This window comes from Phyllobacterium sophorae, assembly GCF_003010965.1.
GTDB lineage: Bacteria > Pseudomonadota > Alphaproteobacteria > Rhizobiales > Rhizobiaceae > Phyllobacterium > Phyllobacterium sophorae.
In genome coordinates, this window is sequence record NZ_PGGM01000019.1 from 1 (window position 1) to 13,148 (window position 13,148).

General features: G+C 58.6%; 13 protein-coding genes. 10 read left to right on the forward strand and 3 right to left on the reverse strand.

Annotation, left to right across the window (positions count from 1 at the left end; genetic code table 11):
* Window positions 1–353 precede the first annotated feature (353 nt).
* The 9 genes from CU103_RS28015 (at window position 354) to CU103_RS28055 (ending at window position 8,847) form a co-directional block, all read left to right on the forward strand.
* Complete coding sequence (locus CU103_RS28015; protein WP_106667325.1) at window positions 354–1,025, forward strand: FCD domain-containing protein; 672 nt, start codon at window positions 354–356, stop codon at window positions 1,023–1,025.
* Window positions 1,026–1,043: 18 nt separating this feature from the next.
* Complete coding sequence (locus CU103_RS28020) at window positions 1,044–2,459, forward strand: MmgE/PrpD family protein (RefSeq protein WP_106667326.1); 1,416 nt, start codon at window positions 1,044–1,046, stop codon at window positions 2,457–2,459.
* A gap of 53 nt (window positions 2,460–2,512) precedes the next feature.
* Window positions 2,513–3,481 (forward strand): tripartite tricarboxylate transporter substrate binding protein, encoded by a 969-nt coding sequence (locus CU103_RS28025; protein WP_106667327.1) that lies wholly within the window; start codon window positions 2,513–2,515, stop codon window positions 3,479–3,481.
* Between the two features lie 63 nt (window positions 3,482–3,544).
* Window positions 3,545–4,021, forward strand: a complete 477-nt coding sequence (locus CU103_RS28030; RefSeq protein ID WP_106667328.1) for a tripartite tricarboxylate transporter TctB family protein — start codon at window positions 3,545–3,547, stop codon at window positions 4,019–4,021.
* The gene (locus CU103_RS28035) at window positions 4,021–5,517 is read left to right on the forward strand and encodes a tripartite tricarboxylate transporter permease (RefSeq protein ID WP_106667329.1); all 1,497 of its coding nucleotides are present in this window, start codon (window positions 4,021–4,023) and stop codon (window positions 5,515–5,517) included. The genes CU103_RS28030 and CU103_RS28035 overlap by 1 nt, the downstream gene beginning before the upstream one ends.
* Window positions 5,514–6,884, forward strand: a complete 1,371-nt coding sequence (locus CU103_RS28040; protein WP_106667330.1) for an MmgE/PrpD family protein — start codon at window positions 5,514–5,516, stop codon at window positions 6,882–6,884. The genes CU103_RS28035 and CU103_RS28040 overlap by 4 nt, the downstream gene beginning before the upstream one ends.
* An 11-nt stretch (window positions 6,885–6,895) precedes the next feature.
* A complete protein-coding gene (locus CU103_RS28045) occupies window positions 6,896–7,654 on the forward strand; it encodes an SDR family NAD(P)-dependent oxidoreductase (RefSeq protein WP_106667331.1) in 759 nt (252 codons plus the stop codon).
* Between the two features lie 99 nt (window positions 7,655–7,753).
* Window positions 7,754–8,308, forward strand: a complete 555-nt coding sequence (locus CU103_RS28050; protein WP_162707190.1) for a chromate transporter — start codon at window positions 7,754–7,756, stop codon at window positions 8,306–8,308.
* Window positions 8,309–8,310: 2 nt separating this feature from the next.
* Complete coding sequence (locus CU103_RS28055) at window positions 8,311–8,847, forward strand: chromate transporter (RefSeq protein WP_162707189.1); 537 nt, start codon at window positions 8,311–8,313, stop codon at window positions 8,845–8,847.
* Here CU103_RS28055 and CU103_RS28060 read toward each other — a convergent pair.
* The 3 genes from CU103_RS28060 to CU103_RS28070 are packed head-to-tail and all read right to left on the reverse strand — an operon-like array spanning window position 8,844 to window position 12,044.
* Window positions 8,844–9,857, reverse strand: coding sequence for a PdxA family dehydrogenase (locus CU103_RS28060; protein WP_106667334.1), 1,014 nt, complete (start codon window positions 9,855–9,857; stop codon window positions 8,844–8,846). The genes CU103_RS28055 and CU103_RS28060 overlap by 4 nt on opposite strands.
* Window positions 9,854–10,957, reverse strand: a complete 1,104-nt coding sequence (locus tag CU103_RS28065) for a tartrate dehydrogenase (protein WP_106667335.1) — start codon at window positions 10,955–10,957, stop codon at window positions 9,854–9,856. The genes CU103_RS28060 and CU103_RS28065 overlap by 4 nt, the downstream gene beginning before the upstream one ends.
* A 10-nt stretch (window positions 10,958–10,967) precedes the next feature.
* Window positions 10,968–12,044 carry a tartrate dehydrogenase gene (locus CU103_RS28070; RefSeq protein ID WP_106667336.1) on the reverse strand — a complete coding sequence of 359 codons (1,077 nt, stop codon included), beginning with the start codon at window positions 12,042–12,044 and terminating at the stop codon, window positions 10,968–10,970.
* 142 nt (window positions 12,045–12,186) lie between these two features.
* On the opposite strand from CU103_RS28070, the gene CU103_RS28075 reads away from it, so the two are divergent.
* On the forward strand, window positions 12,187–13,137 hold the full coding sequence (locus tag CU103_RS28075; RefSeq protein ID WP_106667337.1) for an alpha/beta fold hydrolase: 951 nt from the start codon (window positions 12,187–12,189) through the stop codon (window positions 13,135–13,137).
* Window positions 13,138–13,148 lie beyond the last annotated feature (11 nt).

Below are 13,148 nucleotides of genomic sequence, written 5' to 3' on the forward strand. Positions count from 1 at the left end.
GGAATCGGGGCCAACGCTCTTTAGATTCGACGCGGGAGCTTATGCACAACTACTTCAATTCCCGGCTGCGCAATCCCGAAAAAATTCTGCTCCAACGAGCAACTGCCGCCAAATCTGCCCCGGTTACACCCGGGATCAGTGGGGCAAAATTGCGTGACGGATGCCCCTGGCTCGATGGGGACAAACCAACAACGAGCGTAAGGCAACGCAACGGCGGGCCGACCCGCACCACAGTCGGGAAACTGTACCTACAACTGGTATGCCGATCGGCCGTGTGAATTGAAAGCGGTCTGCGATAAATTGTTGACAATAAGCAATCTTCAATCTATCACCGCTCCAACGGGGATGGTTCCATGACGTTGACAGCCTTCGAAATATTACGTTCCAGTTCACTACCAATCTTGCTTGAGCAGGAGATCGAGCGTGTCATTCTCGGTGGTCAATTCTCGCCTGGCGATCATTTGAACGAAAAGGAACTGGCGCTGCGCTTCGGCATCAGCCGCGGTCCGGTGCGCGAAGCGTTGCGATCGCTCGAGGCATCTGGGCTCGTCGACCAGGTACCGAACCGCGGATTCTTTGTGCGCCGATTAAGTGCGTCCGAGGCCTCGAACGTTTATGATGTGCGCTCCGTTCTCTTCGGCCTGGCCGGGAAACTTCTGGCCGAACGAATTACCGGTGACGGCATCGAACGGCTAAAACAGCTCATGGCTGATATGGATGCCGCCGTCTTGGCAGATGATTTCAGGCTTTATGTGAAGCTCAACTTCGCCCTGCACGAATTCATCGTCGCCGCTTCCGGCAATGAGGTTCTGGCTCATCAATATCTGACATTGGTTAAGCAGCTCAAGCTCTATCGCACGCACAGTCTGATGCTTGGCGAGGCGATGCATGCGTCGCATTGCGAGCATCAAGTGATGGTTGATGCCATCGCTGCGCGCGATCCAGCCGCGGCCTTCGAAGCGCACTTCAAGCACGTCGAGGCGGCAAAAGGCCGACTGACGTCGGCCACAACAAATCTTGTATAAGTATTGGAGACCTGCCACGTGAATACCTCTTTCGACATTACGGCCCAGGCCATACGTTTTATCGAACGCACGACCTACGCGGACTTGCCGGATGAGGCTCTCATTGTGGGACGCCGGTGCATGGTTGATACGGTCGGATTATATCTGGCCGGCAGCCGTGAGGCATCCGTTCAAATTCTGATCGCTGACGCCTTGGCCCAAGGTGGCCGGAAAGACGCGTCATTGCCCGGCAATGGACCCAGCAAAGTCCCAGCCCCTTTGGCCGCTCGGGTTTGGGGCACCGCCGGGCACGCACATGATTGGGACGACACGCAAGTTTCCCACGATCCGGCGCATGTGTACGGGCTGCTCACGCACCCATCGGTTCCACCGCTTACCGCAGCGCTTATCGTTGCGAGCAAGGAAGGCAAGGTTGATGGACGTGAACTCATGCTCGCCTTTCAGGTTGGCTTTGAGGTCGAATGCAAGATCGCGGAATGGATGAAGCCGCGTCACTACCGCCGTGGGCATCACACCAGCGGAACCGTCGGCACGTTCGGCGCTACCGCGGCTGCCGCGAAGCTTCTGGGACTTCAGGGTGATAAGCTTGCTCACGCGTTTGGGTTAGCAGCAAGTTTCGCCGCCGGCATAAGGGTCAACTTCGGCACGATGACAAAGCCGCTTCATGTGGGGCGTGCCTGCGAGAACGGTGTTACCGCGGCGTTTCTGGCTGCCCGCGGCTTTGAGGCCGATCCATCGGCGCTTGATGGGCAATGGGGATTCTTCTCGGTGATGGGCGAAGGCTTTGATGCCGATAAAGCCGCCATGGGCTTTTCGTCGCCCTTGACCATTGTCGAGCCCGGCGTCAGCATCAAGCCTTACCCTTCGGGCATTCTCACCCATCAATCGATGGATGCCATGCTGAAGCTCGTCATCGACCATAAGCTGAAAGCAGAAGAGGTCGAACGTATCCGCTTTTTTGCCGGAAAGAATATTATTGAACCGATCCGCTATCCGATCGCCCGGAACCATCTCCAAGCGAAATTCTCCATGCCGGCATTGCTTGCAATGATCATATTGTGTCGGCGGGCCAGCCATCACGAGTTCGAGGATAGTTTCGTCGCTGGCAACGATATGCAGGACCTGCAGGCGCGGACGGATGTCATCAACGATCCGAGCATCGACGCGGCCGGCTACGACAAGATACGCTCGCGCATAGAGGTGGATACCAAAGACGGCCGGACATTGGTGCAATGGGCAGACGAACGTTACCGCGGCGGTCCCTCCAACCCCATCAGCGATGCGGGGCTCGACGCCAAGTTCCGCATGTGCGCCGAGGGCGTAATTGATAGCGGCACGCAGGAAGAACTGTTGGGACAGGTGCGTGGTGTCGATGCGGGGGCGAATGTGCAGCGCATTTTACAGCTGATCAGCGGGGAAGGAAAAGCCCGGTGAGCTGAGTTTGAGGAAGCCGTTCTGGAGAAACGGTGGTTAAATGGGAGAGAGAAATGACCTTGATGAAATCGATCGGTGCGGCCGTTCTTGGCCTTGCGACAATTGCAATTCTTTCGGCTACCAGCGCCAATGCTGACCCGTTGCCTTACCCTAGCAAGGTGGTCACGCTGGTGACGCATTCCAGCCCAGGTGGCGGCAGTGATGTTTTCCTACGCGAAATGTCGAAATATCTTGGCAAGTATATCGACGCAACCTTCATCGTCGAAAACGTGCAGGGCGGAAGTGGTGCAAAAGCCATGGCCCGCGTTGCGACCGGCCCGGCTGACGGCAGCGTTTTCTACGCAACCACACCGACATACATCTACACGTCGTTGATGAGCAAGCCGCAGAACACCTATAAGGACATGGATCCCCTGGTGAACATCTTTGCCGATAGCGAAGTGATCTATACGCGCACCGATGGTCCGTTCAAATCGCTCCAGGACGTTATCGAGCATGCAAAGAAGGAACGGGGTCGCTGGGGTGCTGCCAATCCCGCCTCGCTGGAGCGCCAGGCTGCCGAGCAACTGAAACGGGCTGCCGGTGTTACCCCGGCAATCGTCACCCATGAGGGTGGCGGCGACATGATGCTCAACGTCCTCAACGGAACTCTCGATATAGGCATCGGCGAGATTCAAGAGCTCCGTTCGCAGCTCGATGCCGGCAAGATTACGCTGCTGGCCACATTCAATCCCGAGCGTATTGCCGAAAAACCCGATGTGCCGACGGTCAAGGAACTGGGTTACGACGTCAGTCTCGTCAAGTTTCGCGGTCTTGCTGGACCCAAGGGTGTGCCAGAATCGACAAAAGCGATCTGGGACGAAGGCGTGAAGAACTTGCTGGCTGATCCGGACTACAAGAAGGCCTATACGGCGGAGGTGCTCGTTCCCCAGCTCATCGGCCAGAAGGATTATCCGGCGTTCATCAACAATTTCGGCGCGTCGACGGAGGAATTCCTCAAATCGACAGGCGCCATCAAGTGATGGCGTTGAATGGGGGCGGGCTTGCCCGTCCCCCTTCAACCATTCAACCGGAAGGGCTGATCCATGAGAAAAGACCTTATCAGCGGCCTCGTTCTCCTCGCGGTAGCGGGTATCTATTACTCGTGGTCTGGAGCCATCGCTGACAGCACCTTGTCGGACGAGGTCGGCGCAGCAGGTTTGCCGCATGCGCTTGCCGTCGTTCTTGCCATTCTCGGCACCCTCCTGATCGGGCGGACATTGCTGGCGCGCAAGCCACGGACAGTAACGGTGGATGACAGCACCGATGAAAGCGATGCCGGTTTGCCGCGTGCGGTAGGATTCCTGCTGTTTGGCGCGGCCTATGTGATCGTGCTGCCGTTCGCCGGATACGTGATTGGGACAGCGCTGTTGATCGGCGGTGTTGCGCTTTACGAGGGCGCCGCGCGCAACTGGACCGTACCGGCTGCCGCCATCGGCGGCGGCGTCTTTTACTGGGCCATATTCGTAAAATTGCTCGGCGTCCACCAGCCGGTGGGTTCGCTGATTCAAGGATTGTTCTGATGACGACGCTTCTGGACATAATAAGGCTCTTGACGGAAACACCACTGGTTTTCGTTGCCATAGCTGGCTTGACCTGGGGCATCCTTGGCGGCGCCCTTCCGGGCATCTCCGCCTCGATAACGATGGCTCTGGTCTTACCCTTCACCTATACAATGGACCCGGCCCAAGCGATCGCACTGCTCGCTTGCGTCTATATCGGCGCAGAGTATGGCGGTTCAATTCCGGCCATTTTGATCAGGACTCCCGGCACGAACTCCTCTGCGGCAACGGTCATCGACGGTTATGAGCTTAACCGGCAGGGACGGGCCGGCGAAGCGCTCGGCATCTCGCTCATGTCGGGCGTGATCGGCAGCCTCTTCGGCCTGGCGATGCTGATACTGCTTACCGAGCCACTGTCATGGCTTGCGCTCGCATTCACCCCAGCATCCTATTTCGGACTGGGCATCCTTGGCCTCAGCGTCATCGCCTCCATGAGCGGAGGATCGCTGATCAAGGGTCTTGCGGCCGCCATCATCGGCCTGATGATCGCAACGGTTGGGACCGACCCAATATCCGGCGTAACACGCTTTACCTTTGATATTCCCGACCTGCTCGGCGGTGTCGAGCCGGTCCTCGTGATGGTCGGACTCTTCGCGCTTACCGAATTGATGTGCCAATCGGGTTCAACCACGGTCACGCAGCTCAACCAGAAAATCAGGATCAAACTGCCAAGCCTTGCCGTCATGAACAAGCTCAAGCGCTCGCAGTTCATCGGCTGCATCCTCGGCCTGTTTGAGGGCCTGACGCCCGGCGGCGGCGGTTCGATCGCAGCCTTCATGTCCTACAACGAAGCAAAGCGCTGGTCGAAAACGCCGCATCTTTTTGGCAAGGGATCGGAGGAAGGCGTTGCGGCACCGGAGGCCGCCAACAACACAGTGGCAAGCACGGCCCTCATTCCGCTGCTCAGCTTCGGTATTCCAAGTTCGAATTCGACGGCCGTCCTGCTCGGCGGTCTGTTGATGCATGGCCTGATCCCCGGTCCGCGCCTGTTCGAGCAAAGCGCCCAGGTGATCGACAGTATCTATGTTGGCTCGTTCATTGCCATCATCGCCCAGATCGGTGTCGGTATCATCATTCTTCCGGCCTGTATCTGGCTGGTCAACCGGCCGCGACCCTACCGCGCCGGCTTTATCTTTGCCCTGATCCTGTCGGGCATCTTTACACTCAACAACAGTTTGTTCGATCTCGGTATCGCTCTTGTCCTCGGGCTCGTAGGCTTCCTGATGCGCCTGGCCGGGTTTCCCGTCTTGCCGATGATCCTTGGCGTGGTTCTCGGCCACATGGTTGAATCAAGCTATCGCCGGTCGCTTGTCCTTTCCGGCGGCGATCACATGATCTTCCTGCAGGATCCTATTGCCGTCGCGCTCTTGTCCATCGCTTTCATCTTCGTCGCTTTCTCGCTCAGCCGTGAACTGCGCGAGGCCCGCAAGGCCAAAATAGAGGAAGTTCCTTCATGAACCAGAGAGTTGCGACATCGACGCCGGTCGCGGCGAAGTTGGCAGAATTTGCGACCGCCGCGCTGCCACCCGCAGCGGTAAAAGCCGTCGGCCGACGCCTGCTCTTCGATATTGTCGGTCTTGCGGTTGCCGCCCGTCATACCGACTACGTCCGCTCGGCGCTGGCAAGCGCGACCGACGATGGAACCTGCACCGCCTATGGCCACAGCCGCGGCCTCGGACTTTACGACGCCGCCCTCGTTAACGGGACCGCCGCACACGGCGAGGATTTCGACGATACTTTTGAGGGGGGGCCGGTCCACGCCGGTGCGGTTATTGTCCCTGCGGTTGTTGCGATTGCCGAAAAGCGGGGCCTTGATGGTTGTGCAGTGATGCGCGGCATTGTGGTGGGCGCCGAACTCATGTGCCGCATGAGCCTGGTGGCTCCCCAGGCAACGCACAAGGCCGGCTTTCACCCCACCGCAATTTTCGGGGCGCCTGCGGCCGCCGCCGCGGTTGGGGCCGCACTCTCCTTGGATGCGGAGACGATCGGCCGGGCCTTCGGCATTGCGGGAAGTCTTGCTTCGGGCATTATCGAATATCTCGCCGATGGAAGCTCGACCAAGCGGCTTCATGCCGGCGCTGCGGCTCAATCCGGATTGCGCGCCGCGCTGCTGGCAGAGGCCGGCTTCACTGGACCGATATCGGTTTTTGAAGGCGCGCATGGACTGTACAAAGCCTTTGCCCCCGCGAAAGTTCCGGACTTTACCCCTTTGATCGAGGATCTCGGCGATAGCTGGATCGTTGAGACACTGGCATTCAAACCCTATGCGTGCGGGACGATGACCCAGCCATTCATAGACTGCGTCCGAAAGCTTGCTGCATCCGGCGTCAAGGCCGATGATATTGTTTCGATCGTTTGCAGTGTCGGTGAGGGGACGGTGCATCGGCTATGGGAGCCGCTTGCCGCGAAACACCGGCCCCCCAATGGTTACGCAGGCAAGTTCTCAACACCCTACTGCATGGCTGTCAGCTTTCTCGACGGCGAGGCGGGACTCGGCCAGTTTACCGATGAGCGTGTCAGGGATCCGCACGTTCAGGCTCTGGCGGCCAAGATTTCCTACGAAGTAAATCCCGACGATCCCTATCCACGAAATTTCACCGGACATTTGAAGGCGGTTCTGAAGGATGGATCTGTGCGGGAATTTTACCAGCCCCACATGCGAGGCGGTTCAAAAGAGCCCTTGCCGGATGCCGAACTGTCGAGCAAATTCGCGGCAAACCTGCGTTTCGGCGGATTTTCTGATGCTGCCATCGCAGCGCTGCGCACCGCGCTTGACCGGATCGCAGGCGGAGACAGTGTCGAATTGTCCGGTGCGCGCGCATGAGGGGAGAGGACATGACAAATCGAGAACTGGAAGGACGTGTCGCGCTGGTGACTGGCGCTTCGCGCAATATCGGGCGCTCCATAGCGCGAACACTCGCGGACGCAGGAGCAAAAATCGCCGTCGTGGCCCGCTCGGATCGGGCCGCGGCGGAGGCTGTCGCGCACGAGATCGAGGCGATGGGCGGATCTGCCATCGTCCTGCTTGGTGACGTCGCGCAGGAAGCCGATGCCGAGCAGCTTGTCGGGGAAACGGTCAAAAGATTGGGGCGTCTTGATCTGCTCATCAACAATGCCGCAATCAGGCGTGAAGCACCAATCGAAACGCTGGCGTTTTCAGACTGGCGTGAAGTGATGGGCGTGACACTGGATGGCGCATTCCTCATGAGCCGCGCTGCAATACCGCATTTGCTCGCCAGCGACCGGGGGGCGATCATCAACATTGGTGGCCTTACGGCCTATACCGGCGCGGCGCACCGTGCCCATGTCATATCGGCAAAAGCCGGACTTGACGGATTCACCAAGGCGCTTGCAAATGAGCTCGGATCGCGCGGTGTCACGGTCAATCTGGTTTCTCCTGGAATGATCGACACCAACCGGGCTCACAGCTCGTCCGGCGGTGACCCGGCCCATCACAATACGACGCGCACGCTGGTCGGCAGGCGCGGAACGCCTGAGGAGGTGGCCGCGGCAGTGCTGTATCTTGCCGGATCAAATGCCCGCTTCGTTACCGGTCAGACGCTGCATGTAAACGGCGGGGCGTTTCTGCCCTGATCCGGCCGCATGCGGCGCGCGTGAAGGCGAGGTATTGGTGCTGGCAAGCCAAAGCCAATTCAAGTTCAGGTTTTTCTCAATGAAAGGATGGCATTAGCAGTGTCAGATCCTTGCTCCGGGTTCCAATCGCCACGTCTTCGCTCGCTCTTCATCCTTTGCTTCAAGATCGGAATCTTAAGCTTTGGCGGCGGCCTCACCGGCTGGCTTTATCAGGGCTTCGTCCTCAAAAATCGCTGGATAGAGGAAGACGACTTTGCAAGCAGCCTGGCCATATCGCAGATGTTGCCGGGTGCGAACGTCGTCAATCTGGTCATATGTATGGGTGAGCAGCTTCGTGGTCCAGTGGGCGCGCTCAGCTGCGTTCTCGGGTTTCTCGTTGGACCGTTTTTTGCAGTCATAGCACTTTGCCAGGTCTTCGATGCGCTCGCAGACTTTGCCTTGCTGCCCGCGATTTCCGATGGCGTTGCATTTGCCGCAATGGGGTTATTGGTTGTCATGTGCATGCGTGGCGTGCGCCGAGCGCTGCGGTTTCCGCCTTCCGTTGCCATAATTGCATTGACGGCCGTTCTCGTGGGCCTGCTGCAATTGCCGCTCATTCCGGTCGTTGTGCTGATCGCACCGATCAGCGTCGCTTTGGCGTGGCGGAGGGCCTGACGTTGCGGCTCGACACACTCATTGCACTTGCCCTGGTGTTCATACCATTCTCGCTGACCTCGATCGGCGGCGGCAGTGCCATTGTCGCCGGTATTCAGCACGAGACTGTTGTCGTCCACGGCTGGGTGAATTCGCGCGAGTTTCTTGATCTTTTTGCCGTTTCGCGCGCAGCGCCCGGACCCGGTATGATGCTGGCCACCGTTATCGGCTGGCGCGTGGCGGGCTGGCTTGGAGCACTGATCGCTACCTTCGCGCTTTTCGTGCCGTCTTCGCTGCTGTGCTACGCAGTGTTCAAGTTGACCAACGCCCATCGGCGCAAAAGGTGGCACCGGGCCATGCGAGAAGGGTTGGCCCCGGTCGGTGTCGGACTGATTATTGCCGGCATCATCGCGCTTTTCCGGCTCTCCAATGGCGGTGTCGTGGCCGTTGTCATCATCAGCCTCGCCGCCGCGATTTTTTACATGTTCCCGCGATTTCCGGTCTTGGGTGTTTTGACCCTCGGAGGGTTGGGCGCTGCGATGCTGTCGTTTGCCGGTTAGGCCTCCAGCCGTTTGACCTGCGCCAGCCTGCTGGCGAGCTTGATCGCGTTCTCCAAAGCCCCCGTGTCCGCGATACCCTTCCCAGCGATGTCGAAGGCTGTGCCGTGGGCAGGCGTGGTGAAAACCGTATCAAGACCTGCAGTGACAGTCACGCCGCGGTTAAAGCCGCGCATTTTCGTCGCGATCTGGCCCTGGTCGTGATACATGGCGAGCACTCCGTCGAAGTCTCCGGCAAAGGCTTTCAGATAGACCGTGTCGGAGGGAAAAGGGCCCTTGCAGTCGACCCCCTTCGCTGCCATGGCTTCGACGGCAGGGCGGATGATATCGATCTCTTCGGTGCCAAAGAGACCGCCTTCGCCTCCATGCGGGTTGAGAGCCGCGACGGCAAGGCGAGGCGCCGGGATGCCAGCTTTTCGCATCATCGTCGTTGCAAGGATGATGGCATCTTCAATCGCTTGACGCGTGATCTGCTCGACGGCCTGGCGGAGCGAGACATGTGACGTCACCCTCGACATCCATTGATTGTCGAGCACGTTCATCTCGCTGAAATAGCTTTGGTGGCCAAGAAGGTGGGCAAACATCTTGTGTTCGTCGGGGAATTTCCAGCCACCGTCATACATCGCCCGTTTGTTCAGGGGTGCAAACGAGACCGCGTCGACTTCTCCAGCCTTGGCAAATTCGATGGCGCGCGCCAAAGTTTCGCCGGTCACCCGGCCGGATGCAGCGCTACCCGCACCTGGTGTATGGAGGGCGACGTCGGTGTTGAAAAGGTCGATGAGCGCAATTGCACTGTCCGTCCAATCGACGCTGGCCGGGGCCGGGTAGCGCCGGTACTGGAACGAAACGCCCGCTTGGCGCATACCCATGTCGAGGACGCGGGCATCGCCGATCACGACAATGCGCGCGACGTCGCTCATGCGCCGGTCATGGAGAATGCGGGCCGTCTGTTCAGGACCGATCCCGGTGCAATCGCCAGGCGTAAGGGCGATGATGGGCAGCTCAAACGTCATGACTTCCTCGCAATATCCGATGCAGACGACTTGATTGCTTCGGCGACCGCCTTGCCGGAGGTGATGGTGTCTGCCGATCCGCCAAGGTCGCCGGTGCGCAGCGCAGGCTCTGCGAGAGTGGTTTCGATTGCCGATACAATCGATGCTGCCGCATGCGGATGGCCGAGATGGTCGAGCATCATTGCACCAGCCCAGATCTGGCCGATGGGATTGGCGATACCCTTGCCTGCGATATCGGGCGCGGAGCCGTGAACAGGTTCGAACAGGGAAGGAAAGCGGCGCTCGGGATTGATATTGCCGGACGGCGCTATACCGATGGTCCCTGTGCAGGCCGGACCGAGGTCGGAGAGAATGTCACCGAAAAGATTGGAGGCAACAACCACATCGAAGCGATCGGGATTGAGCACGAAATGGGCGCAGAGGATATCGATGTGATACTTGTCCCAGCGCACTTGCCCATAGGATTTCGCCATTTCCTCAACGCGCTCATCCCAATAGGGCATGGTGATCGAAATGCCGTTCGATTTGGTCGCCGAGGTCAGATGCTTCTTGGCGCGGCTTTGCGCCAGATCGAACGCGAAGCGAAGAATGCGGTCGATGCCGACCCGGCTCATTACCGTTTCCTGCACCACGATCTCGCGTTCGGTGCCCGGATACATCTTGCCGCCGATGGAAGAATATTCGCCTTCCGTGTTTTCGCGGACAACGAAAAAATCGATGTCGCCCGGTTTGCGTCCGCTCAGCGGTGACGGAACGCCTGGCATGAGGCGGACAGGCCGCAGATTGACATATTGATCGAACTCGCGGCGGAACTGCAAAAGCGAGCCCCACAAGGAGATGTGATCGGGAACCGTCGCCGGCCAGCCCACCGCACCGAAATAAATCGCGTCATGTCCGCCGATCAGTTCTTTCCAGTTTTCAGGCATCATGCGGCCGTGTTCGGCATAGTAATCGCACGAGGCAAACGCGAACGTGTCGAACTGGAGATCGAGATCGAAGCGCTCGGCTGCGGCCTCGAGTGCGCGCAAGCCCTCCGGCATCACTTCCTTGCCGATCCCGTCTCCGGTGATCACTGCAATCCTACGACGATTGGCTGGCATGGGGTGTCCTTTACTCGTTGTCGCCAAGGACAGCGGCGCAGACCGCCTCGGTGACGTCCTGCGTCGTTGCAGTGCCGCGCAGGTCCGGCGTGTGCAGTGACGGATTAGCGGTCACCCGCTCGATTGCCCGCATGAGGCGGGCTGCTGCGGCCGCTTCGCCAAGATGTGCAAGCATCATGACCGCCGACCAGAAAGTCCCGATCGGATTGGCGATGCCCTTGCCGGTGATGTCGAATGCCGAACCATGTATGGGTTCGAACATTGAGGGAAATCGCCCCTCCGGATTGAGGTTTGCCGTCGGTGCGATGCCGATTGAACCTGCGAGAGCGGCGGCAAGGTCGGAAAGGATGTCGGCATGAAGGTTCGTGGCAACGATTGTGTCGATCGATCCTGGGTTGAGCGTCATGCGCACCGTCATGGCGTCGACAAGCATTTTGTCCCAGGTCACGTCGGGAAATTCCGCAGCGATTTCCTTCGCGATTTCGTCCCATAGCACCATGCCATGGCGCTGCGCATTCGATTTGGTGACAACTGTAAGCAGCTTGCGCGGGCGCGACTGCGCCAGTTTGAACGCAAAGCGCATGATACAGGTTACGCCAGCACGGGTGAAAATTGAGACTTCCGTCGCCACTTCTTCTGCAAGACCGCGGTGCGAGCGTCCACCCTGGCCGGCATATTCCCCTTCGGAGTTTTCACGAACGATCACCCAGTCAAGGTCCTTGGCTGTGACGCCGCGCAGCGGACTTTCAATTCCAGGCAGGATTCTGGTGGGTCGGACATTCGCATACTGATCCAGGGGTTGGCAGATGGCAAGGCGCAGGCCCCAGAGCGTCAGATGATCAGGCACGTCCGGCGCGCCGACGGCGCCGAAGTAGATGGCGTCGAAATTCTTCAGTTGATCCACGCCATCTTCAGGCATGAGATGTCCGTGCTGCTTGTAGAAGTCAGACCCCCACGGAAATTCCTCGATGCTGAGTTGGAAATTGGCGTCGCGGCTGGCGCAGGCCCCAAGAACCCGCAGGCCCGCGGCCACGACTTCCTTGCCAATGCCGTCCCCTGGGATGGCGGCGATGCTATATGTTTTCATTAAACGGCTCCCGTTGCTGCAGCAACACACTATCGAGATGCCGAACTTTCTCCTAATTGTCAATTACAAACTGTTGACAATTTACTAAAAAGGGCATGAAGTTTCGTTCTGCTCGATTTGGAAAGTTTGAAGGAGATAGATCATGTCGCCAACAGAGCCGCCATCTAAAGTGCCACCGCTCGTTGACACCGAAGGGCAGTTGATGCCTGGATTTCGCTATCATCGGGTCAAAACGAGCGGCGCCGAGATCAATGTGGCGATCGCTGGCGAGGGACCTCCACTGCTTCTGCTGCATGGCAATCCTTTGACCCATGTCAGCTGGCACCAGATTGCGCCGACCCTCGCAAGGAGTTTCACCGTGGTCACCCCCGATCTTCGAGGGTATGGGGACAGTTCCAAACCCGACGGAGGCGAGGACCATTGCGGCTATTCGTTCAGGGCAATGGGCAACGACAATGCCGAGCTCATGTCGACGTTCGGTTTCGATCGTTTTCAGGTGGCCGGGCATGATCGGGGAGCGCGCGTCGCATTCCGCATGGCGCTCGACTATCCTGATCGCATCGAGCGCGTAGCGGCATTGGATATCGTCCCAACATATCACGCGCTAACCAATGTAACACTGGGTTGGGGGCTTGAGGCGTATCACTGGTTCTTCATGGCTCAAAAGGCGCCATTTCCCGAGAAGCTTCTGACAGCGGACCTTGATTATTACATCAACTACAAGCTCAACAAGAAAGGGGTCGGTCTGAAGATATTTAGCCCGCAGGCCATGGCCGAATACAAGCGCTGCACGACGGCTGAACAGATCCATGCCGTGTGTGAAGACTATCGCGCCACCGTCAGCGTTGATCTTGCCATGGATACTGCCGACTTCGGCAAGAAGACGATCGACTGCCCTGTGCTGGCTTTGTGGGGTTCAAACAGTCATTGTGGCCGTCATTTCAAACCGCTCGAGGCATGGAAACCTTGGGCGAAGGATTTGCGCGGCTGGGCAATCCCCACGGGACATTACCCCGCTGAGGAACGGCCGGATATCGTCTATGATGCGTTTTGGACGTTTTTTAGCGGCCATGGAGCGGTGCCGCCGGTCTGAGCAATTATCTC

Excerpts from the sequence above, each read along its gene's own strand:
- CU103_RS28065 (WP_106667335.1), bottom strand. The coding sequence starts at position 10,957 with ATGCCAGCCAATCGTCGTAGGATTGCAGTGATCACCGGAGACGGGATC.
- CU103_RS28060 (WP_106667334.1), bottom strand. The coding sequence starts at position 9,857 with ATGACGTTTGAGCTGCCCATCATCGCCCTTACGCCTGGCGATTGCACC.
- CU103_RS28075 (WP_106667337.1), top strand. The coding sequence starts at position 12,187 with ATGTCGCCAACAGAGCCGCCATCTAAAGTGCCACCGCTCGTTGACACC.
- CU103_RS28045 (WP_106667331.1), top strand. The coding sequence starts at position 6,896 with ATGACAAATCGAGAACTGGAAGGACGTGTCGCGCTGGTGACTGGCGCT.
- CU103_RS28040 (WP_106667330.1), top strand. The coding sequence starts at position 5,514 with ATGAACCAGAGAGTTGCGACATCGACGCCGGTCGCGGCGAAGTTGGCA.
- CU103_RS28030 (WP_106667328.1), top strand. The coding sequence starts at position 3,545 with ATGAGAAAAGACCTTATCAGCGGCCTCGTTCTCCTCGCGGTAGCGGGT.
- CU103_RS28015 (WP_106667325.1), top strand. The coding sequence starts at position 354 with ATGACGTTGACAGCCTTCGAAATATTACGTTCCAGTTCACTACCAATC.
- CU103_RS28035 (WP_106667329.1), top strand. The coding sequence starts at position 4,021 with ATGACGACGCTTCTGGACATAATAAGGCTCTTGACGGAAACACCACTG.
- CU103_RS28070 (WP_106667336.1), bottom strand. The coding sequence starts at position 12,044 with ATGAAAACATATAGCATCGCCGCCATCCCAGGGGACGGCATTGGCAAG.
- CU103_RS28025 (WP_106667327.1), top strand. The coding sequence starts at position 2,513 with ATGACCTTGATGAAATCGATCGGTGCGGCCGTTCTTGGCCTTGCGACA.